19 protein-coding genes, 3 pseudogenes and 1 riboswitch are annotated in these 21,052 nt (G+C 72.7%); of the genes and pseudogenes, 11 read left to right on the forward strand and 11 right to left on the reverse strand.

Features of this window, described 5'->3' with window-relative positions:
* Nucleotides 1-4: 4 nt before the first annotated feature.
* The gene (locus IE258_RS19795) at nt 5-769 is read right to left on the reverse strand and encodes a siderophore-interacting protein (protein WP_189745769.1); all 765 of its coding nucleotides are present in this window, start codon (nt 767-769) and stop codon (nt 5-7) included.
* Between the two features lie 146 nt (nt 770-915).
* Between IE258_RS19795 and IE258_RS19800 the strand changes: the two genes are divergently transcribed.
* Nucleotides 916-1,536 carry a TetR/AcrR family transcriptional regulator gene (locus tag IE258_RS19800; RefSeq protein ID WP_189745285.1) on the forward strand — a complete coding sequence of 207 codons (621 nt, stop codon included), beginning with the start codon at nt 916-918 and terminating at the stop codon, nt 1,534-1,536.
* Between the two features lie 15 nt (nt 1,537-1,551).
* On the opposite strand, the gene IE258_RS19805 is transcribed toward IE258_RS19800, so the two are convergent.
* Nucleotides 1,552-2,241, reverse strand: coding sequence for a response regulator (locus tag IE258_RS19805; protein ID WP_189745287.1), 690 nt, complete (start codon nt 2,239-2,241; stop codon nt 1,552-1,554).
* Nucleotides 2,242-3,435, reverse strand: coding sequence for a sensor histidine kinase (locus tag IE258_RS19810; RefSeq protein ID WP_189745289.1), 1,194 nt, complete (start codon nt 3,433-3,435; stop codon nt 2,242-2,244).
* Between the two features lie 183 nt (nt 3,436-3,618).
* Here IE258_RS19810 and IE258_RS19815 point away from each other — a divergent pair, with 183 nt between their 5' ends.
* Entirely contained in the window at nt 3,619-5,079 is a 1,461-nt protein-coding gene (locus tag IE258_RS19815) for an alpha/beta hydrolase (RefSeq protein ID WP_189745291.1), read from the forward strand.
* A gap of 132 nt (nt 5,080-5,211) precedes the next feature.
* Here the strand turns inward: IE258_RS19815 and IE258_RS42055 are convergent.
* A pseudogene (locus tag IE258_RS42055) lies at nt 5,212-5,685 on the reverse strand (alpha/beta fold hydrolase); the annotation flags it as partial.
* Here IE258_RS42055 and IE258_RS19820 point away from each other — a divergent pair.
* Nucleotides 5,623-5,985 carry a hypothetical protein gene (locus tag IE258_RS19820; RefSeq protein WP_189745293.1) on the forward strand — a complete coding sequence of 121 codons (363 nt, stop codon included), beginning with the start codon at nt 5,623-5,625 and terminating at the stop codon, nt 5,983-5,985. The pseudogene IE258_RS42055 and the gene IE258_RS19820 sit on opposite strands and share 63 nt — an antisense overlap.
* Before the next feature lie 119 nt (nt 5,986-6,104).
* The gene (locus IE258_RS19825) at nt 6,105-6,599 is read left to right on the forward strand and encodes a potassium channel family protein (RefSeq protein ID WP_127891909.1); all 495 of its coding nucleotides are present in this window, start codon (nt 6,105-6,107) and stop codon (nt 6,597-6,599) included.
* 22 nt (nt 6,600-6,621) lie between these two features.
* Here the strand turns inward: IE258_RS19825 and IE258_RS19830 are convergent, their stop codons facing one another.
* Complete coding sequence (locus IE258_RS19830) at nt 6,622-7,215, reverse strand: TetR/AcrR family transcriptional regulator (RefSeq protein ID WP_189745295.1); 594 nt, start codon at nt 7,213-7,215, stop codon at nt 6,622-6,624.
* Between the two features lie 64 nt (nt 7,216-7,279).
* Between IE258_RS19830 and IE258_RS19835 the strand changes: the two are divergent.
* Nucleotides 7,280-7,828 (forward strand): annotated as a pseudogene (locus IE258_RS19835) (GNAT family N-acetyltransferase); the annotation flags it as partial.
* 113 nt (nt 7,829-7,941) lie between these two features.
* On the opposite strand, the pseudogene IE258_RS41265 reads toward IE258_RS19835, so the two are convergent.
* The 3 genes and pseudogenes from IE258_RS41265 to IE258_RS19845 form a co-directional block, all read right to left on the reverse strand.
* Nucleotides 7,942-8,068: pseudogene (locus IE258_RS41265) on the reverse strand (VOC family protein); the annotation flags it as partial.
* A 64-nt stretch (nt 8,069-8,132) separates the two neighbouring features.
* Entirely contained in the window at nt 8,133-9,254 is a 1,122-nt protein-coding gene (locus IE258_RS19840) for an FAD-dependent oxidoreductase (protein ID WP_189745297.1), read from the reverse strand.
* 167 nt (nt 9,255-9,421) lie between these two features.
* Nucleotides 9,422-9,967 (reverse strand): GNAT family N-acetyltransferase, encoded by a 546-nt coding sequence (locus tag IE258_RS19845; protein WP_189745299.1) that lies wholly within the window; start codon nt 9,965-9,967, stop codon nt 9,422-9,424.
* A gap of 72 nt (nt 9,968-10,039) precedes the next feature.
* On the opposite strand from IE258_RS19845, the gene IE258_RS19850 reads away from it, so the two are divergent.
* From IE258_RS19850 to IE258_RS19865, 4 genes are all read left to right on the forward strand, one after another.
* A complete protein-coding gene (locus tag IE258_RS19850; RefSeq protein WP_189745301.1) occupies nt 10,040-10,630 on the forward strand; it encodes a TetR family transcriptional regulator in 591 nt (196 codons plus the stop codon).
* 14 nt (nt 10,631-10,644) lie between these two features.
* Entirely contained in the window at nt 10,645-11,085 is a 441-nt protein-coding gene (locus IE258_RS19855; protein ID WP_127891917.1) for an OsmC family protein, read from the forward strand.
* A gap of 163 nt (nt 11,086-11,248) precedes the next feature.
* The gene (locus tag IE258_RS19860; protein ID WP_189745302.1) at nt 11,249-11,941 is read left to right on the forward strand and encodes a TrbL/VirB6 family protein; all 693 of its coding nucleotides are present in this window, start codon (nt 11,249-11,251) and stop codon (nt 11,939-11,941) included.
* A 12-nt stretch (nt 11,942-11,953) separates the two neighbouring features.
* Nucleotides 11,954-12,253 carry a hypothetical protein gene (locus IE258_RS19865; protein ID WP_189745305.1) on the forward strand — a complete coding sequence of 100 codons (300 nt, stop codon included), beginning with the start codon at nt 11,954-11,956 and terminating at the stop codon, nt 12,251-12,253.
* Nucleotides 12,254-12,337: 84 nt separating this feature from the next.
* Here IE258_RS19865 and metE read toward each other — a convergent pair whose 3' ends face one another.
* Complete coding sequence (gene metE / locus IE258_RS19870; RefSeq protein ID WP_189745307.1) at nt 12,338-14,656, reverse strand: 5-methyltetrahydropteroyltriglutamate--homocysteine S-methyltransferase; 2,319 nt, start codon at nt 14,654-14,656, stop codon at nt 12,338-12,340.
* 169 nt (nt 14,657-14,825) lie between these two features.
* A riboswitch (cobalamin riboswitch) is annotated at nt 14,826-15,047 on the reverse strand.
* Between the two features lie 122 nt (nt 15,048-15,169).
* Here metE and IE258_RS19875 point away from each other — a divergent pair.
* Together IE258_RS19875 and IE258_RS19880 are read left to right on the forward strand one after the other, a co-directional pair.
* Nucleotides 15,170-16,837 carry a PucR family transcriptional regulator gene (locus tag IE258_RS19875; RefSeq protein WP_189745310.1) on the forward strand — a complete coding sequence of 556 codons (1,668 nt, stop codon included), beginning with the start codon at nt 15,170-15,172 and terminating at the stop codon, nt 16,835-16,837.
* A 200-nt stretch (nt 16,838-17,037) separates the two neighbouring features.
* Entirely contained in the window at nt 17,038-18,375 is a 1,338-nt protein-coding gene (locus IE258_RS19880; protein ID WP_189745312.1) for a type III PLP-dependent enzyme domain-containing protein, read from the forward strand.
* A 45-nt stretch (nt 18,376-18,420) separates the two neighbouring features.
* Here the strand turns inward: IE258_RS19880 and IE258_RS19885 are convergent, their stop codons facing one another.
* Together IE258_RS19885 and IE258_RS19890 are read right to left on the reverse strand one after the other, a co-directional pair.
* A complete protein-coding gene (locus tag IE258_RS19885; protein ID WP_229892258.1) occupies nt 18,421-19,449 on the reverse strand; it encodes a cytochrome d ubiquinol oxidase subunit II in 1,029 nt (342 codons plus the stop codon).
* 121 nt (nt 19,450-19,570) lie between these two features.
* Nucleotides 19,571-20,950, reverse strand: a complete 1,380-nt coding sequence (locus IE258_RS19890) for a cytochrome ubiquinol oxidase subunit I (RefSeq protein WP_189745773.1) — start codon at nt 20,948-20,950, stop codon at nt 19,571-19,573.
* Between the last annotated feature and the right edge of the window lie 102 nt (nt 20,951-21,052).

Consider the following 21,052-nt stretch of genomic DNA (forward strand, 5'->3'; position numbering starts at 1 on the left):
CCTTTCAGCCGGGGGTCGACCGGCCCAGGCGCCAGTAGCCGTAGAAGGAGATGTCGCGCTTGGCCACGCCGCGGTCGTCGGCCAAGTGCCGCCGGACGCCGGTGGCCAGCCGGGACTCGCCCGCCGCCCATGCGTAGAGGGGCCCGTCGGGCAGTTCGGCGTCGCGGACCGCCGCCAGTGCGAGGGTGCCGGGCCGCAGGTTCTCGTCGTCGCGGCTGAGCCAGTGGACGCGCACCCCGGATGGTGCGGGGACGTCCCGGACGTCGGCCGCTGTCGCCACCTCCACGAAGACCTCGGTGGGCGGCGGGTGCGGATCGTCCTCCAGGATCGAAAGGATGGCCGGCAGCGCCGTCTCGTCGCCCACCAGCAGCCGCCCCCGGGCGTGCTCGGGCAGCCGGTACATGGTCCCCAGGTCGAAGATCCCGGCCGGGTCGCCCGGTCGGACGCGGCGCACCCACGAGGACAGGGGCGAGTCGCCGTGCAGGGCGAACTCGATGTCGATCTCCTGCTCGGCGGGCCGCAGCCGCCGGACGGTCAGGTTGCGCACCCACGGGCGGACCGCCTTGGCCATGAGCATCACCTGCACCATCCACCGCTCGTTCGAGGCGGTCGGCATCCGCAGCTCCCGCTGCCCGTCCCTGGTGAAGAAGAGACGGACGGCCTGGTCGCCGCCGCCCCGCACGAGGTCGCGTACGCCGGGACCGCCCAGGGTGACACCGGCGAAGCCCGGTGTGAGCGGCTCGCACCGCCGCACCTCCAAAGTGATCATCTTGCGCTCTCGGGGGATGCTCAGCTGAGGGATCACGTCCGTGCTCCCCGTCCTCGATGCGCCTTGTTTCCGCAGCTCATGGCACTATTCTGAGTAATAGCTCAGCTCTTGGCTACTCGCTTTTCGCTGCCCGGAAGGACCTGTGGATGACGTCCGCCGACCGCCGTCTCGCCCCACGTCGCAAGCCTCGACAGGTGCGCGCGGAACTCACTCGTGAGCGCATCCTCACCGCCGCTGCTCACGTTTTCGCCGACTACGGCTACGCCGCGGGCACCACCAACCGGATCGCCGAACGCGCCCGCATGTCCATCGGCTCGCTGTACCAGTACTTCCCGAACAAGGACGCCATCCTCGCCGAGCTGTTGGTCCGGCACATCGACCGCGGCGCGTGGACGGGCGTCGAAGAGCTGGACATGTCGCCCGGCAGCCTGGCGGAGGCGGTCCGGGCGCTGGTCCGCGACGCGATCGACCACCACCGCGACGACCCGCAGCTGCTGCGGATCATGTTCGAGGAGGCGCCGGCCTCCAGCGAGCTGATCGAGGCGATCGACCGGCACGGCAGGGCGCGGGTGAGTCAGGTGCGCGAGGTGTTCGCCCGCCATCCGGACGTCCGGGTGGGCGATCTCGACACGGCCGCGGAACTCGTCGTGGGAACGGTCGAGATGAACACCCACAAGCTCATGGCGAGCCCGCGGCCCATCCAGGTCGAACGGCTGGAATCGGAGCTGGTCGCCATGATCACCCGATATCTCCGGGGTGACGAGTAGCGGACGGTTGCCGGGTCAGGCCTGCGTCGAGTCGCCCGCGTCGCGCACCAGGAGCGCGATCTGGACCCGGTTCTCGACCGCCAGCTTGGCGAACAGGCTGCCCGTGTGGGCCTTCACCGTCGCGACGGTGATGCGCAGCCGCTCGGCGATCCGCGCGTTGTCCAGCCCGTCCGCGATGGCCCGGGCGGTCTCCCGTTCCCGTTCGGTCAACACGGACAGCCGCTCGCGTGCGTCCTCGCGGGAGCGCCCACGGACGTGCGGGGAGACCGGGCCCGTGGCCGCGGCGATCACTCGTGCCGTGGCCGCCGGGGACAGGACGGGGTCGCCGTCCGCGACGGTCCTGACCGCGTCGAGGATGCCGGCGGGCGGGGTGTCCTTGAGGACGAAGCCGAGCGCTCCGGCGCGCAGCGCCCCGAGCACCAGGTCGTCGGAGTCGAAGGTGGTCAGCATCAGCACCCGCGGCGGATCCGGCCGGGTGAGCAGCTCCCGGGTCGTGTCAAGACCGTCCCGGCCCGGCATCCGTACGTCCATCAGCACCACGTCGGGCCGCTGCTCGGCCACCGCGGCGAGAGCGGCGTCGCCGTCGGCGGCCTCCGCCACCACGGTCAGGTCCGGTTCACCGTCGATGACGAGCCTGAGGGCCATGCGCACCAGTTGTTCGTCGTCGACGATGACGACCCGTACGGGATCGCGTCGCGTGTCCACTCATGCGCCCCTTTCGTGGCGGTGGGCGGGGCCGTGCGGCCAGGGAAGGCGTGCGGTGAGAACGTACCCGCCGTCGGGCGTGGGGCGGTGGCCCAGTTCGCCGCCGGCGACGGCGACCCGTTCGCCGAGGCCCAGCAGGCCGAAGCCGGAGGCCGGCGGCCGTGCGGGACCCGGCGGGGCCGGGCCGTTGCGGACGCCGACGTCGAGGGTGCCGCCCGCGGCTCCGTCGAGGGTGACCCACACGACCGCGCCGGGGGCGTGCTTGGCGGCGTTGGTCAGCCCTTCCTGAACGATCCGGTAGCAGGTCCGTCCCACGCCGTCCGGCGGGGTCGCCGTCACCGCGTCGGTGAGCCTGACGTCGAGACCCGAGGCGCGGGTGTCGGCCACCAGGTCGGGAACGCGGTCGAGGGAGGGCTGCGGGGGTTCCGGGCGGCCGGGGTCGGCGCGGAGCACGCCGAGGACCTCCCGCAACTCCTCCAGCGCCTGGTGGGAGCCCTCCGCGATACCGCGGACCAGGACGCGGTTCTCATCGGCCGAGAGGTCGCCCCGGTGGTCGAGGACCCCGGCCTGCATGGCGACCAGGGAGATGCGGTGCGCGAGGACGTCGTGCATCTCCCGGGCGATCCGGTTGCGTTCGAGGGCCCGTGCCTGTGCCGCCCGTGCGCTCTGCTCGCGTTCCGCGCTCTCCGCCCGTTCGCGCAGGGACCGCACCTCCACCCGCCGTGCCCCGACGGCCATGCCGGCCGCCACGGCGATCCCCGCGGTCAGCGCCGGCACCACGACCTGGACCCACCACAACGTGCCGACCGGATCCTGCGTCGGGTAGACGACGCCGGCCAGCCGGGACGCGGCCACGTAGGCCACGACGACGGCCCCGATCTCCACCGGGCGGCGGCGGGTGGCGACCGAGCACAGCGCCAGCAGCGCGGCGCCGGTGGCGAACGCCGACACGGTCGAGGCGACCGTGACGGTCAGAGCCACGGTGCGGGGCCACCGGCGCCGCCACAGGAGCACCGTCAGGCAGCCCAGGGCCACCAGCGGATCGCCGACGAGGATCCAGCAGCCCGCCTCGCCGGACCGGTCCCGCAGCAGCGCGAGGGCCGAGAGCCAGACCGGCACACTCACCAGCGCGGCCACCAGCAGCCGCCATGCGTGCTGCCAGGCCCCGAGCCGTGGCACAACGTCCTTGTTCACCGGGCCATTGTCGCCGCGTCGTGCGACCGGCGGATCAGACCGGAGACGGATGCGCCTTGGACCCAGGTCCAACCGGCGCCTCTCCTTCGGTCGGACCCGGAGCCGACCGCCGGGCCGATGTGCCGACCGCTTCTTATCAACAGACTCGTCCCCGTGCCGGACAACCCCGCAGGAGGACACCCCATGCGCAGAAGCCTGTCCCTCGCTCTCGTCGCCGTCGCGTTGGCCGCGACCGCGTTGCCGACATCGTCGGCGGCGGCCACGACGACACCACCCAGCACCCTGCAGTGGGGCCCGTGCCCCGAGGGCGCCGATGCTCCCGGCCTGGAGTGCTCGACGCTCCGGGTCCCGCTGGACTACCGGCATCCGGACGGCCGCCGGATCGAGATGGCCATATCCCGGCTGGCGAGCGAGAAGCCGGCACAGCGGCGTGGCGTCCTCCTGACCAACCCGGGCGGCCCGGGCGGCTCGGGCCTGCTGTACCCGGCGGTCCTCGCCGCCTCGGGGCTGCCGCAGAAGGTGCTCGACTCCTACGACATCATCGGCTTCGACCCGCGCGGTGTCGGCCGCAGCACACCGGTGACCTGTGACCTGACGCAGGAGCAGCAGTGGCGCGGCAACTTCCCGCCGTACGCCCACACCGCGGCCGACGTCAGGCGGGAGGCCGGCCCCGCACGGAAGATCGCCGAGCAGTGCAACAGCTCGCGGACTGCCTGGATGCTGCCGCACACGACCACCGCCAACACGGCACGCGACATGGACCGCCTCCGCACGGCGCTGGGCGAGCCGAAGCTGTCCTACCTCGGAGCCTCCTACGGCAGCTACCTCGGCGCGGTCTACACCACGCTGTTCCCGCGGCGCGGCGACCGGATCGTGCTCGACAGCAACCTGGGTCCCGGCGGCTACGACATCTCGGCCATGCGACTGTTCGCCCGTGGACTCGAAGACCGCTTCCCCGACTTCGCCGCGTTCGCCGTCGCGCACCCCGAATACGGCCTGGGCTCGACGCCGAAGCAGGTCACCGCCAAGTTCTTCGAGCTGGCGGAGCGGCTGGACGCGAAGCCGCGACAGGGTGTCGACGGGGCCGCGTTCCGCGGCCACACCTTCGAAAGCCTCTACGCCGACGGCCTCATGCCCCGGCTCGCCGAGTTCTGGCAGGCCGTCGACACGGGCGGACAACTGGCCCTCCCAGAGCTGCCCGCCGACCTGGAGAACCTCATGTCCGCGCGGTTCGCCGTGGTCTGCCAGGACACGCGCTGGCCGGGGACGGTCCGTGAGTACCAGCGCAACGTCGCCGTCGATCGGGTCAGGTACCCGATGCTGGGCGGCTCCACGGCCGGCATCAACCCCTGCGCCTTCTGGCCGCGGGCGCGCACCGAGCCGCCGGTACGCATCACCGACCGGGGCCCGTCCAACGTGCTGATGCTGCAGAACGAGCGCGACCCGGGCACACCGCTCGTCGGAGCCCGGGAACTGCGGCGGGCCTTCGGCGGCCGGGCCACGCTGGTGACAGCCGACCAGGGCGGTCACGGTGTCTACCCCTACGGCCGCAACACCTGCGCCAACGACGCGGCGACGAGGTTCCTGACCACCGGAGAACGCCCGGCGCGGGACCTCGCGTGCGGGGCGCAGCCGGGCAAATAGGCGGCAGCTGCGCCGTGACCGGTCACCGGTCCAACTCGGCTGGACCGTGCCCCTGGTGGCGAGCAGCGCTCCGAGTACCGCCTCGGGCGTCTCGACCTGCGGGAGGTGGCCGGTGCGGGGGAGCAGCGTGAACGTGGATCCGGGGATCGCGGCGGCGTATGCCTCGCCGTACGCGGGATCGACCACGCCGTCGTGATCGCCCCACAGGAAATGGACCGGGACGTCCAGGGTGCCGAGGCGCTCGATCAGGGTCGGGTCGGACATGGTGGGGCCCGTGTAGCCGATCAGCGCCGGTACGTCCGGACTCGGGCCGGTGTCGTCGCCCGAGGCCGCCTGCGCCTTGCTCGGGTCGTAGAAGGAGCGTGCCTGGATCTCGGCCCGCGTAAGGCCGCTGACGTCGGTCATCGGGTGCCCGGGGACCTCGATCCCGATGCCGTCGATGATGACGGCGCCGCTGACGCGAGGACTGTTCCGCAGGGCCAGCTCGGCGGCCAGCCACCCGCCGAAGGAGTTGCCGACCAACGTCACGTCCGCGAAACCCGGGTGGGTGGGCAGCAGTACGAGGGAGTGGGTGCGCTCCGCCAGCAGACCGGCGAAGGCGCTCATGGTCCGCACGCCACCTCCGCCGTGCAGCAGCAGGAACGGCCGGGTGCGGTCGAGGTCGTGGACGGTGACCTCGGCGCGGAGCTCGCCGGTGCCGTAGAGAGCGCGGTGCGGGAGCAGGGCCGCGGCGAGATCGCCGCCCGGTTCCTGTCGGCCCTCGCACTGCTCGCCCTCGACACCGCCCACCGCCGCTGGATCGCCGACCCCGACGGGCGGAGCTACGGCGAGCACGCGCACGAGACCCTGGACGAACTCGTCGCCCAGGCGAGCGAACTGCCCGGTGCCCAGGCACGGAAGGGCTGACTCGGCACCGCGCGACGCACAAGCCGCCAACCCCACTCGCGGAGAACGCCTCGGCCGTTCGGGTGGGTTCGACGCCCACCGGCGCGTTCTCGCGGCGTCGTCCCCGCAGGTGGCGGAGCATGCCACGCATGCTGTCCGGTCTCCTGGCCAGATTGGTCAAACTACTGCTCGGACGCCAAGGCGGTTCGCTGCACCTGAGGGCTTCGTGTGCCGCGACGTTCCTACTGGTGATCGTGATCCTCGTGGGTTCCTACTGCGCCGTCCTCGCCGAGCGCGGCGCACCGGGGGCGCAGCTGACCACCTACCCGCGGGCCCTGTGGTGGTCCGTGGAAACCGCGACGACCGTCGGCTACGGCGACCTGTATCCGGTCACCTTGTGGGGACGGCTCGTGGCCGTGGTGGTGATGGTCGCCGGGATCACCGCCTTCGGTCTGGTCACCGCCGCGCTGGCCACCTGGTTCGTCGGCAGGGAACAAGAACGCCGGGGGCACTTCGTGCGCCGCACCGAGAAGGCCGCCGAGGAGGTGTACGCGCAGGCGGACCGAGCGCTGCACGAGCGTTTCGACCGGTTGGAGCGGATGCTCGAAGACAACCGTGGAGGTTCCTCCCCGTGACGGCGCGCCCGCGTCACCTCCTTCAGGAGCCGCCCCCTGCCAGGGCGGCCAGGTAGCCGTCCAGCAGCTCGACCTGCCGCTCGGGCGTGAACGTCGCCGGATCGATGAGGGCCTGGACCACCAGGCCGAGGACGAAGGACTGCGCACCTGCCGCGATCTGTGCGGGGTCGCCCCGGGGCAGTTCACCGAGATCCTGTGCGGCCGCCACCCGGGCGCGCAGCCTCTCGCGGCCCTGGGCGTACTTGCGGGCGTAGTCGGCGGACAGGGCGGGGTCGGAGAGCGCGGCGTCCCAGGACGAGACCCAGACGCGGTTGCTGTCGACGGCCTCGGGGGTCAGCGGCAGGATGTCCAGCAGGGCGTCCCTGAATGCGGCGAGGCCCTGGCCGGCCTCGCGGCGGGGGCGCGAGAGGGTGCGCTGTTCCAGCAGGTCGAGGGCGTACTCGACCAGGGCACGCTTGGTCGGGAAGTAGTGCGTGAGCAGACCCGTGGTCGCCCCGAGCTCGGCGGCGACGGCGCGCAGGGTCAGGCCGGCGAAACCGCGGGTGGCCATGACGTGCCAGACCGCCGCGGAGACGTCCCGCCGCCGGGCCTCGTGATCTCCCTTGGAGCGTGGCATGCGGCCACGGTACATTGACACAACAAGTGTTGTGCAACAAGTGTTGTGCAAACGGGGAGGCCCCATGTTCTCGATGTCGCTGGGTGACGCTGCGCGCCTCGGTCCGCTGGAGGTGTGGCAGGCCGAGGAGTTCGCCGGTCATCTGGACCGGGCCCGTGAGCACATCCGCCCCTGGGTCGGGCCCGCGTTCGTCACCGACGACACGGAGGGAGCGCGGGCCACACTGGAGCGGTACGCCGCGCGCCAGGCCGGCGACGGCGCCCGCCTGTACGGCATCTGGTACGAGGAAGTGCTGGTCGGCGGGGTGATGTTCACCGCCTTCGACGCGGCCTTCGGCACCTGCGAGATCGGCTGCTGGCTGGAGCCGTCGGCCGAGGGCCACGGCCTGATCACGCGGGCCTGCGACCTGTTGCTGGACTGGGCCTTCACGACCCGGGGGCTGCACCGGGCCGAATGGCACTGCCGCGCGGACAACGAACGCAGCGCCGCGGTGGCCGAACGGCTCGGCATGACCCTGGAGGGCGTGCGACGCGAGGCGTGGCCGTACGAGGGCGTGCGTTACGACAAGCAGGTCTGGGCGGTGCTGGCCCCGGACCGGCGACCGTACGAGGGGCCTCGCGAGGCCGGCGCGGGGCGTACGGGCTGTGTGCCCGTACGCGCGCCCCGCTCCCTGCCGCGAGGGCGGCCCCGTCAACGACTGGCCCCTGTGCCCGGATCAACGTGACGTCACTGCGGCTGGGTGGAGATCTGGATCAGGTTGCCGCAGGTGTCGTCGAAGACGGCGGTGGTGACGGGGCCCATCTCCAGGGGCTCCTGGGTCGTCGACGGTGAACTGGGCGAGGGGGATCCCGTCCGGCCTCGAGCACCGCGAGGTGCTGCGAGACCCCTGCACTTGCCTATCAAACGGGCCTGCGGGCTCACATGCCGTGCTCCGTGAACAGGTCGATCAGGCCCTGGGCCGTGTTGTCGGCGGAGTCGAGTCCGGGCATGTCGTCGGTGGCCCACTCGGCGCTGCGGGGGAACAAGGCCCGTTCGTACGCGGTCAGTGCCCCCTCCACGTCGTCGGGATGCTCGGCGAGGGCCCTGCCCAGTTCCGCGCCGTCGAGCATCGCGAGGTTGGCGCCCTCACCGTTGGGAGCGGAGAGGTGGGCCGCGTCGCCCAGCAGGGTCACCCCCGGCACCCGGTCCCAGCGGTGCCCGGTCGGCAGGGCGTGGAGGGAGCGCAGGACCGGGGCGACGTCGCTGTCGGTGATCAGTGCGGTGAGCTCCGGCGCCCAGCCCTCGAACTCGCGGGCGATCCGCGCGGTGGCCGCGACCGGATCGGTGAAGTCGACGGCGGCGAACCAGTCCCGCGGCCGGGCCAGCCCCACGTAGGCGTGCAGAGTGTCGTCCTTCTCCCGGTGGGCGAAGATCTCCTTGCCCGGCGAGGGAGCGATCAGCATGCCGCTGCCGACGGCCTTCGCGGCGGCCGGGTGTCGGGATCCGGAGTCGAACAGGTAGGTCTCGACGACCGACTTGCCGATGTACTCGGGTGTGGCGGAGGACAGCAGTGGCCGGACGCGCGACCACGCGCCGTCCGCACCGACCAGCAGGCCGGTGACGGCGGTGCCGCCGTCGGCGAACGCCACCTCGTGGCGCCCGTCGCCCAGGGAGCGGACACCGCTGACCTTGTGCCCCCACCGCACGGTGCCGGCCGGCAGCGAGTCGAGCAGGATCTGACGCAGGTCACCGCGCTGGACCTCCGGACGGCCGCCGGTCCCGTCGTCGGGCTGGTCGAGCAGCACGGTCCCGTCCTCGTCGAGTACCCGCATCGCCTGGCGGCCCTCCAGCACGATGGCGCGGAAGTCCTCCATCAACCCGGCTTCCTCGAGCGCGAGTTGTCCGTTGTAGTCGTGGATGTCGAGCAGTCCTCCCTGTGCGCGCGCCGAAGGGGAGGAGTCGGCCTCGTAGACGGTGACCGCAATCGCGTGGACATGCAGGACGCGGGCCAGCGTCAGTCCGCCGAGCCCGGCGCCGATGATCGTGACAGGGGTGTGCATGGTGACTCCTTCGCTGTCGGACCGTCCGGCTGGTTCCGGTCGGCCACGTCCCGAAAGGTGCCAGCCGCCACCGACGAGTCACCGACAGCCGACCGACAGCCGCCGACAGCGCTCCTACGCGGCGGCGACACGGCACCGACACCGCACGACTCGCCGCGACGCGCACGTCAACGAGGACGTCGGCAACCGACCCGGGCCGCGGTGTCGGGGTGCAGGTCGAGGGTCCAGTTCTGGCCGACGAGGTGCTGGCCGTAGCTGTGGTGGCGCTCCTCGTCCGCGAGGGTGAAGCCGAAGCCCTGGTAGATCCGGCGCGCGGCCACGAGCACGTCGTTGGTCCACAGCGTCACCCGCTCGTAGCCCGCCGCGCGGGCGAAGGAGAGGCACTCCTCGACCAGCCGGGTTCCGAGGCGGAGGCCCCTGCCCTCCGGGGTGACGAGCAGGATCCGCAGCTTGGCCACCTCCGGCCGGTCGCCCGCGACGAGGAAGACGCAGCCCACGCGCCGGCCGTCGACCTCGGCGATCCAGCCCGCCTCGCGGGCCGGATCGTGCCGGGTGGCGTAGTCGGCGACGATGTTGGCGACCAGTGCCTCGAAGTCGGTGTTCCAGCCGAACTGCTCGTCGTAGGTCTCGCCGTGGGCCATCACCACCCACCCCAGGTCGCCGGGCCGGTCGGCGCGGCGTACGACGGCGTTCCTCTGATCCTGCTGCGGCATGTGGTGCTCTCCCGGCCCCCGTGGTCGTTCCACCGATGTAACTGAAACAGTCGTTTCAGTTAGGCTAGCCCCATGCCCCAGGAAGCGCCAACCCCCTCGGCCCGGCGGAACGAACTGCTGGAGGCCGCCTACCGGTACGCCCTCGCCCACGGACTGGCCGACCTGTCCCTGCGCCCCCTGGCCGACGCCGTCGGCTCCAGCCCGCGGGTCCTGCTCTTCCTCTTCGAGAGCAAGGACGGCCTGCTGCGCGCGCTGCTCGCACGGGCGCGCGCCGACGAGCTGGCGCTCCTGGACCGGGTCGGGCGGCCCGATCGACCCGCGGGGCTGGCGCCGGCCGTCGAGCGGGTCTGGACATGGCTCGCCGCGAAGGAGCACCGGCCGTTGCTGCGGCTGTGGGCCGAGGCCTACGCACGCTCACTCACCCACCCCGAAGGTGCCTGGGCCGGGTTCGCCCGTGCGACGGTGGACGACTGGCTCGGCGTCCTGGCCGGGTTCCAGGCCCCGTCCGAACGGGACAGCGAGGGCGGTGCCGTTCGCTGCACCCTGGCCCTGGCGGTCCTGCGTGGTGCACTGCTCGACCTGCTCGCCACGGACGACGAGGAGCGGCTCACCGCGGCCGTCGCGCATCAGCTCGCCCTGCTGCGCGACGGTGCGTCGAGGTGACTAGTGTGAACGACATGAGCGAACACTCGGAGCGTTCCGTCGTCGTCGAACGCACCAGCAGCGGCCGGTTCGTGGCGACCAACACCCGTGGCGGATCGATCGAATTCGGTACGTCCCCGGACAGCGGCCCGGACACCGGGTTCACCCCCGTCGAGCTGTTCCTGGCCGCGATCGGCGGCTGCTCGGCCGTGGACGTCGACGCCGCCACCGGCCGTCACGCGGAGCCCACCCGGTTCTCCGTGACGGTCAGGGGAGACAAGGTCAGCGACGACCTGGGCAACCGCTTGACGAACCTCGAGGTCGCGTTCACGGTGACCTTCCCGGACGGCGAGGGAGCGGAGCGCGCCCGCTCGATCCTGCCCCGCGCGGTCAGGGCCTCCCACGACCGGCTCTGCACCGTGAGCAGGACCGTCGAGGTCGGCACACCGGTGACCACGACGGTCACCGACGCCTGACACCCGTGCGGGGTCCGCGGGGCACCTTTGAGGTGCCCGGTCCCCGTTCGGCCACGGCCCAGGCCACCCGTTCGGCCCGATCTCGGCCCCACCGGACCCACCCGCGCCATACTGGTGCAAACAGGGTGAAATCCGGAAAGGGCGAGTTCACGGAGGCGCAGCGATGCAGCAGCACGCCGAGAACGGCGGCGACCACCCGACGGACGCCGCGCAGGAGCCGGAGCCGTACGACGACGAGGTGTACGACGACGAGGTGTACGACGCGGGGCCGCCCTCGCAGGAGCGCGGCCCCGACGTATACCTGGACGTTCCGCAGCTCAAGGTCGACGAGCTCAACCTCGACGTGGAGAACCTGCGGGCCCGGGTGTCCCTCCGGGCCGAGGTGCTCGACCTGCTCAAGCTGAACGTGGGCGCCGACGTCGCGCTCGACCAGGTCCACCTCGGCATCTCGGGAGTCGAGGCACAGGCCCAGCTCAAGGTCCGCCTGGACAACGTCGCGCTGATCATCAACCGGGTCCTCACCACGCTCGACCGCAATCCGCAGATCCTGGAGGACCTGGCCCGCGGCGTCGGGTCGGCCGTGGACGACGTGGGCCGGGGCGCCGGGAGCGCCGTCCGGGAGGTCGCGGAGGACGCCGGGTCCGCGGTCGAGGACATCGGCGGCAGCGCCGGTGAGGCCGTCGGAGAGGTCGCGCGGGGCGCGGGCGGCGTGGCGGCGCGTCGGACGGCCGGACGGGCCGGCCCTGACGCCGAGAGCGGGCGATCGGCCGGGCGGCCCCGCACCCGCGACGAAGCGTCCGGGGCCACGCGGCCCGTCGGGCGCCGGGGTGTCAGCAAGCGCGAGGAGCCGCCGTGAACACTCACGCCGTTGTCCCCGCCCCCTGATGCCTCCGCCGGGCACCCGGCGGGTTCCGGCCCTTGCGTCTCCTTCGACGCGGTCGTCAGCGGCGACCGGCTGCGCTTCGAGCGGGCGCCACGGACCCGGGTCTCCTTCACCGGCACCGGGGCGCGCGAGTCGGTGTCCCGTACCGGGCGGGGCAACCTCCCCCTGCGGGTGGCCCCCGGGCAGGACTACCGCGAGGTGACCGTGGAATACCACCTCGCCAGCCGTCTCACCGGGGCTTCGGAGGAGGGGCGGGTGCCGGACGACGACGGCCCGTCGACCTGAGCCGGGCCACCCGGGCCGGGACACCTGAACCGGGCCACCAGGGCCGGGACACCCGCGGGCGTCCCGGCCCGGCCGACTTCTCGCTCAGGAGGCGGGCAGTTCACCCCGGACGGTGCGGGCGGCGGCGACCAGGTTCTCGAGCGAGGCCCGGGTCTCGGACCAGGCGCGGGTCTTCAGGCCGCAGTCGGGATTGACCCACAACCGTTCGGCGGGGATCGCCTCGAGGCCGGTGCGCAACAGGTCCGCGGCCTCGCCGGCGCTCGGGACGCGCGGGGAGTGGATGTCGTAGACCCCCGGTCCGGCCTCGCGGGGGTAGCCGTGGGCGGCGAGTTCGCGGGCGACCTGCATGTGGGAGCGGGCGGCCTCCAGGCTGATGACGTCGGCGTCGAGGTCGTCGATGGCCTGCACGACGTCGCCGAACTCGGCGTAGCACATGTGGGTGTGGATCTGGGTGTCCGGGCGCACGCCGGTGGTGGTGAGCCGGAACGCCTCGGTGGCCCACGCCAGATACGCCGCACGGTCGGCGGCCCGCAGCGGCAGCGTCTCGCGCAGCGCCGGCTCGTCGACCTGGACGACCGCCGTCCCGGCCGCCTCCAGGTCGGCGACCTCGTCGCGCAGGGCGAGGGCGACCTGGCGGGCGGTGTCGGCGAGGTGCTGGTCGTCGCGGACGAAGGACCAGGCGAGCATGGTGACCGGCCCGGTGAGCATGCCCTTGACGGGGCGATCCGTCAGCGACTGGGCGTAGGACGTCCAGCGCACCGTCATCGGCTCGGGCCGGGAGATGTCCCCGGCCAGGACCGGCGGACGGACGTAGCGGGTGCCGTAGGACTGGACCCAGCCGTGCCGGGTGGTGAGGCAGCCGGTGAGCTGCTCGGCGAAGTACTGGACCATGTCGTTGCGTTCGGGCTCGCCGTGCACCAGGACGTCGATGCCGGTCTTCTCCTGGAACGAGATCACCTCCTGGATCTCCGCCCTGATGCGCTCCTCGTAGCCGCCGGTGTCGACGCGGCCCGCTCGCAGGTCGGCGCGGGCCGTACGGAGTTCGTCGGTCTGCGGGAAGGAGCCGATGGTCGTCGTGGGCAGCAACGGCAGCCCGAGGCGGGCGCGTTGCGCCGCGGTCCGTTCGGCGTACGGCTGGGAGCGGCGGGTGTCGGCCTCCGTCACTGCCTCGGCGCGGGTTCGTACGGCCGGGTCGCGGGTGATCGGTGATCCCGCGCGGGAGGCCAGGTCGGCGCGGTTGGCGGCGAGTTCGGCGGAGACGGCGCCGGTGCCCTGGGCGAGGCCCTTGGCGAGCGTGACGACCTCGGCGGCCTTCTGCCGGGCGAAGGCCAGCCAGCGCCGGATCTGCGGCTCGATGTCCCGCTCGGCGGACGCGTCGAGCGGCACGTGCAGCAGGGAGCACGAGGCGGCCGCGTCGACCCGGTCGGCGAGCCCCAGGAGGGTACCGAGAGTGGACAAGGACTTCGACAGGTCGTTGATCCAGACGTTGCGGCCGTCGACGACTCCGGCGACCAGGCGCTTGCCGGGCAGCCCGCCGACCGCGGCGAGTGCGTCGAGGTTGGCTTCGGCCGCCCCGGTGAAGTCCAGGGCGAGCCCTTCGACCGGCGCCTTGGCAAGGATCGCGAGCGCGTCGCCGAGCCGGTCGAAATAGGAGGCCACGAGCAGCTTCGGCCGGTCGGTGGGGGTGCCGAGCACGCGGTAGGAGCGTTCGGCGGCGTTCAGTTCGGCCGGGGTACGGTCCTGCACCAGCGCGGGCTCGTCGAGTTGCACCCACTCGGCGCCGGCCGCCCGCAGATCGGCGAGGACCTCGGCGTACACGGGCAGCAGCCGGTCCAGCAGCGTCAGCGGTTCGAAGTCGGCGGGCACGCCGGGGGCGGGCTTGGCCAGGAGGAGGTAGGTGACGGGGCCGACCAGCACGGGCCGTGCGTTCAGCCCGAGAGCGAGGGCTTCGGTCAGCTCGGCGACCTGCTTGGCGGAGTCGGCGGTGAAGACGGTGTCGGGGCCCAGCTCGGGGACCAGGTAGTGGTAATTGGTGTCGAACCACTTGGTCATCTCCAGCGGCGCCACCTCCTGGGTGCCCCGGGCCATGGCGAAATAGCCGTCCGTCGCTTCGGCGTCGACGGCGGCGCGGTGCCGCTCCGGGATCGCGCCGACCATGACGGTGGTGTCGAGGACGTGGTCGTAGTACGAGAAGTCGCCGGTGGGCACCTCGTGGAGGCCGGCGTCGGCGAGCTGCCGCCAGTTGCTCCGCCGGAGTCCGGCGGCGGTGGTCCGCAGGGCCTCGGCGTCGACGCGCCCCTTCCAGTAGCCCTCGACGGCCTTCTTCAGTTCCCGGTTGCGACCCTGGCGCGGGTAGCCGTACACGGTGGCCCGTGTCGCCACGGCTGCCGACTTCGCTGTCACGGAGATCTCCTTCGCGAGATGAATCCCTGAGATCCCGGCGGCGGGACGAGAGCGCGAAGGAGCGACGGACCGGACGGCCACGACCCGCGCGGCACAAGCACGGCCGCTCCGTCCGATGTGTACGCCGACCCGCCCTCGAGGTCACCGGGATGTCCGCGTACGGAACGGGTCCGTACCCGGGCAGGTGGCAGGTCTTCGGACTCGCGGGCGTGTCCTGACGACGTCAGGGTTCCTACTGGCCGTCGCTTCCCGGGCCCGGTACCTCGGACCCAGTGCGTGTGACGGCGGTCGTTCCCGCTCACCGCTGCGGGGCAGTCCCGGATTCCCACCGGGTTCCCTCTTGCGACACCCCGCCTGGCTGACGGGGCGAACCAGCTGCACCTGCCAGCCTACGGGGTGGCGGAAGGCGGCGGTGCGACATCCGGGAGGTGAGGCGCGGCACTTCCGGACCCGGCAGGCGAGGCGGGTGAAGGCGTCGGCGGCGGCCTTGCAGTGGCCGACCATGATGGAGGCATGGCAACACAGGAACCGAACCGGTCCGACAGCGGGCCGTCGCTGGAGCAGATCCTCGCTCTGGTCGCCCCCGGGATGCTGGACGTCGTCGCCGCGCCGCGCGGCTCCCAGGTTCCCGTGGCCGACGTGGTGCTGCACGACCCGGGTGAGGAGCGGGATGACGGCAGCTGGGCGGCGTCCGGGCTGATCCTGCTCGCGGTCGGGGTGGACGTCGCCTCCCCGGAGGCGGTCGACGTGCTGCGCGGTGCCGACCGGGCCGGAGCCGCGGCCGTGGTGCTGCGGCGAGGCGCCCGCGGGCCCCGGGCCGCGTTGCTGGAGGCGGCCGCTTCGGGGCGTACGGCCCTGCTCACCCGGCGGCCGGGGCAGGGGTGGACGGAGGTGCTGGGGCAGTTGCGCACCGCCCTGGCGCACAGCGCCCCGACCGGCACGAGCGGGGTGGAGGGCCTGCGGCTCGGCGACCTGCCGGGGCTCGCCAACACGGTGGCGGCCCTGGTCGGCGGTGCCATCACGATCGAGGACCCGCGGTCACGAGTGCTCGCCTACTCGCGGATGGACCATGAGCCCGATCCGCTGCGCAGGCTGACGATCCTCGGACAGGAGGTCCCCCGCTGGCGCGTGGACGAGCTGCGTGAGAGCGGCTTCTTCCAGGCACTGTGGAGCACCGACGGCGTCGTACGTCTGCCCGCCGACGACCGGTACGCGGAGCGGCTGGCGGTCGCGGTGCGCCATGGATCGGAGGTCCTCGGGTCGCTCTGGGCGGCCGCCGACGGCCGGCCGCTGGCCGAGGACGCGGCGGCGGCGCTGCACACCGCGGCGCGGGCCGCCGTGCCGCATCTGGCCCACCACCAGACCTGGGGCCGGGCCGCAGCCAGGGCACGGGAGAGCGCGGTGCACGCGCTGCTCGACGGGAGCGGGCAGGCGGCACGCGTCGCACACGAGGCCGGGGTCGCGCCGGGGCGGCCGTACGCCGTGATGGTCGCGGAGGCGTACGACAGCCGGGAGCTGCGGGGCGAGCCCGCTCCGGCAGCCGGGGGCGCCGCCGAGCAGCGGGTACTGGACGTGCTCGCGCTGCAGGCGGCGGCGTACCGGCCGGGCAGTGTGACAGCCCGGTCGGGGCGACGGCTGTACGTGCTGCTTCCGGCGGGCGAGGGCGAGCCGGACCCGGCGCGTGCCCTGCCGGCGGCGACTCGCTCGATGCCGCGCGGTGTGGTGTTCGCGGGCGTCGGCCCGGTGGCGGCGGACCTCTCCGGGCTGCCGGCGTCGCGCGAGGCCGCGGAGCTGGTGGTGCGGGTACTTCGGGAGCGGGCCGCGCGACTGCCGGCCGCGGACGTGGAGTCCGCGGTGGCGGCGTTCGGCGAACTGGTTCCCGAGGTGTCCGCGCTGCGGGTGCTCGACCGGATCGCGCCGTTGTGGGAGAGCCTGTCGGGTCCGGTGCACGCCATGGTGGAGCACGACCGGGCGCACGGCTCGGAGTACGGCGCGTCGGTCGCCGCACACATCGACGCGTTCGGAGACACGGCCACGGCCGCAAGACGCCTGAACGTGCATCCGAACACCCTGCGGTACCGGCTGCGGCGGGCCCGGGAGCTGTTCGGCGTCGACCTCGCCGACCCCACCCTGCGCTTCCTGGCGGACATCGGACTGCGGCTGGCACGGCGCACGGGATGACGACCCCGGCGACCCCGGGAGCGCCTGGTGCACCGAGGAGATCTTGATCATTAAGCTGTCGCAGCGGACAGGAAACCGACCGTACCGTGGTCGCTCGGGACGAAGACACGCCGGGCTTCGCGGCACGAAGCTGGGCAGGTGAAACGGCCGGCCGCCCGAAGAGCGCCGCGCACGACCGATGCGTCTGGAGTGTGTTGACAGTGACATCCGGTTCCCCCCACCGGCGCGCCAGGGCCCGTGAGGCCGCGCTCGCACGAGCCGTCGAGGACGGCCTGCTGGGCCCGCGAACGCCCCTGGTCGGTCTCCTCGACGTGGACGCCGTGCTCGCCGCCGTCGAGGCGCTGAACGAGGCGTTCGAGGGACCGGCCGAGGTGCAGCACACGTTCGCGGCGAAGGCGTGCGGACTGGTGCCGGTCCTGCGGTTGCTCGCGGAGGCCGGCATGGGGTGCGAAGTGGCCTCGCCGGGGGAGCTGGAACAGGCCCTGGCGGCCGGTTTCACCTACGACCGGCTGGTTTTCGACAGCCCCGCCAAGACGGTCGAGGAGCTCGAGTTCGCCCTGACCCACGGAATCGCGATCAACCTGGACAACTTCCAGGAGATGACCCGCGTCGACGGCCTGCTGGCCGGCCGTGAGCCCGCCGGGCCCATCGGACTGCGGGTGAACCCGCAGGTCGGATCCGGTGCCATCGGTGCGATGAGCACGGCGACCGCCACCTCCAAGTTCGGCGTCGCGCTGCGCGACGAGGGAGCCGTCGACGCGGTGATCGACGCCTTCGCGTGCCGGCCGTGGCTCAACCGGCTGCACGCCCACGTCGGCTCCCAGGGCTGCCCGCTGCCGCTCATCGCCGAGGGGGTACGGGCGGCGTACGAACTGGCCGAGCGCATCAACAAGGAACTGGGCCGCGCCCAGATCACCGGACTGGACATCGGCGGTGGCCTGCCCGTCAACTTCGACAGCGAGGACGACCGCCCGACCTACGCGGACCACGCCGCCGAACTGCGCACCGCCGTGCCCGGCCTCTTCGACGGCCGCTACGCCCTGATCACCGAATTCGGCCGTTCCCTGCTCGCCAAGAGCGGCACCATCGGCTCGGTCGTCGAGTACACCAAGTCGGCCGGCGGCCGCCGGATCGCGGTCACGCACGCAGGCGCCCAGGTGGCCACCCGCACGGTCTTCATGCCGGACGCCTGGCCCCTGCGCGTCGGCGTGTTCGACGCCGCGGGCCGGCCCAAGGAGGGCCCGACCGAGGTCGTCGACATCGCGGGCCCGTGCTGCTTCGCGGGCGATCTGACGGCGACCGGGCGGGAGTTGCCGCTCGTCGAGCCGGGCGACGTGGTGGCGCTGTACGACACAGGGGCGTACTACTTCTCCTCGCACTTCTCCTACAACTCCCTGCCACGGCCCGCCGTGTACGGCTATCGGACGGATGCCGACGGCCGGGTCGCCTTCGCCCTCGTGCGCGAGGCCCAGAGCGTGCGCGGTGTGGTCGAGGAGAGCGGACTCTCCCAGGCGGACGCCCTCGTGTCACTGCGCTGAGAGATGTGCGGTACCCGGACCGTGGCCGCCGCGTACACCGCTTCCTCAGGATCCGGAGGATGGTGAAGAACCGGGTCCGGTGTCAGGCGTGCGCCGTTGGAACGTGGCGTACAGCAGCCACAGGGAGGGGACGAGCAGGACGGCTCCCACGGCCAGGACCACCAGGCAGGCCGCCAGGACCGCATCGTCCGAGGCGGCCTGCCCGACCGTCGTTCCGCCGACCAGCATCGCGGGGTACTGCGCCGCACCCCACGCCCACAGGATCGCGGCGACCGCCAGCGCCGATGCGGGACGGGCCGCCACGAAACGGTCGCGGTGCAGCAGGAAAAGGCCGCCGAGACCGGCGACGGCGCTGAGCACGACCAGCGGCAGCGCGCGGTGGGTCAGCCCGTGGAAGAGCTCGGGGGCGTCGGCGTGCAGCACGGCGACACCGGCGCCCGCGACGGCGCCGCTGACCAGACCGCTGACGACGGCGCGCCGGGCGAAGAGCGAGGCGAGTGCCGGCTCGCCGTCGCGGGCGGCGTCGGCACACAGGTACACCGCGGCGAGGTGGGCGCAGGTGGTGACCGCCAGGACGCCGCCGAGGGCGGAGGTGGGGTTGAGCCAGCTGGTGATCACGTCACCGGCGGCGAGACCCGGCGGTACCCGCCCGGAGGCGACCGCCCCGGCGACCGCGCCGAGGAAGAACGGCGTGACCAGGGAGGAGAGGGCGAAGAACGCCCCGAACAGCCGCTGCTGCCACAGCTCGGTGCTCGCCTTGCGGAAGGCGAACGCGGCCCCGCGCGCGATGATGCCCAGGGCGGCGAGTGTCAGCGGCAGGTAGAGCGTGGACATGACGGCGGCGAACACGGGGGAGAACGCCGACCACAGCAGCACGATCACGAAGATGAGCCACACGTGGTTGGCTTCCCAGATGGGCCCGATGCTGTGCTCGATCAGGCGGCGCTGCGGCAGTCCGCGCCTGGAACCGCCGGCGAGCAGGTCCCACACGCCGGCCCCGAAGTCCGCCCCGCCGAACAGGGCGTAGCAGGTGAGGCCCACCCACATGACAGCAAGAGCCGTGTTCGCGAGCACGGTCACCTCCGGTGACGGCCGACGGGGCGGCGCGAGAAGCGGTTCGGGTGGTGGCCGCGGCCGCCGGGGGAGCCCGCCGGGGCGGGCGGACGGCGCGGCGCGGCGTGAGGCGGCGCGGCGGTCATACGACCGGATAGCTCTCGACGTCCCGCTCCTGCGGAGCCAGAGGCACGGCCGTGCCCTTGGCCAGACGGCGCAGGACGTAGACGGTGGCGACGGTCATGCCGGCGTAGACGATCAGCACCAGCCACAGACCGGTCATCAGCCCCGGTGCCGGGTTCACGGCGTCACGCACGCTCATGATTCCCCAGACGATCCAGGGCTGCCGCCCGAGTTCGGTGACGCACCAGCCGCTCTCCAGCGCGACCACCGAGGCCGGACCGCCGACCGCGGCAAGTGTCAGGAACAGCCGGGACCCCCGCTGGTCGAGCAGCTCGCCCCGCCGCCTGCGGCGCCCGCGCCACCAGGACAGCAGCAGCCAGGCCCCCAGGGCCAGCAGGAACAGTCCGATCCCCACCATGACGTCGAACGCCCAGTGCACGCCCGTCACCGGCGGCCACTGGCTGCGCGGCACCTTGTCCAGGCCCTCGACGACGGTGCTCGGCGAGTAGCCGACCAGCAGGGACAGGCCGTTGGGGATCTCCAGCCCGTAGCGCAGGGCATCGTCACGAGCGACGCCGCCGAGGGTCAGCGGCACATGCGAACCGGTGGTGAAGACCCCCTCGATCGCCGCGAGTTTCGCCGGCTGGAACTCCGCCAGGAACCGGGCGGCCCAGTCGCCCACGACGAGCTGAAAGGGCGTCACCACGGCGCCCAGGGTGAACGGGATGTAGAACCCCGCCTTGTGATAGGCGTCCCGGCGTCCCCGCAACAGGGCGACCGCGTAGACCGAGGCGGTCAGGAAGGACGCCACCATGAACGCGGCGAGGATCATGTGCACGGTCTGCGGCGGACTCGCCGGATTGAGCATGGCGGCCCACGGGTCCACGTCGACGACCTTCCCCTCGCGCAGCACGAAGCCGCGGGGTTGGTTCATCCAGGCGTTGGCGCACACCACGAAGAACGCCGAGGCGACACCCGCCACCACGATCGGCAGTCCGGTGAGCAGATGCCGTCGGGGCGGCAGCCGGTCCCAGGCGTAGAGGTAGATGCCCAGGAAGATGGCCTCGATGAAGAAGGCGATGCCCTCCAGCGCGAAGGGCAGCCCGATGACCTGGCCGAACGTTCCCATCAGACCGGGCCACAGCAGCCCCATCTCGAAGCTGAGGATGGTGCCGGAGACGGCGCCCACGGCGAACAGCACGCCCATCGCACGCGCCCACCTGCGTGCCAGCAGCCGGTGGGCGGGGTTTCCGGTACGGATGCCGTACCACTCGGCGATCAGGGTGAGCGCGGGCAGGCCCACCCCGAGACACGCGACGACGATGTGCCAGGCGAGGGAGAACCCCATCTGGGCCCTGGCCGCGGCGAGGTCCCCCTCGGACGCGGCCAGGAGATGCATGACGGCCACGCCTGCCTCCCAAGGACGAGCCATGCCCGGAGCCATGGGATATGCACCGGTTCGTCCCCTTGACGGTAGCGACACGAACCCCCGAAGCCGTTC

This window comes from Streptomyces tendae, from assembly GCF_014650435.1.
Classification (GTDB): Bacteria; Actinomycetota; Actinomycetes; order Streptomycetales; family Streptomycetaceae; genus Streptomyces; species Streptomyces tendae.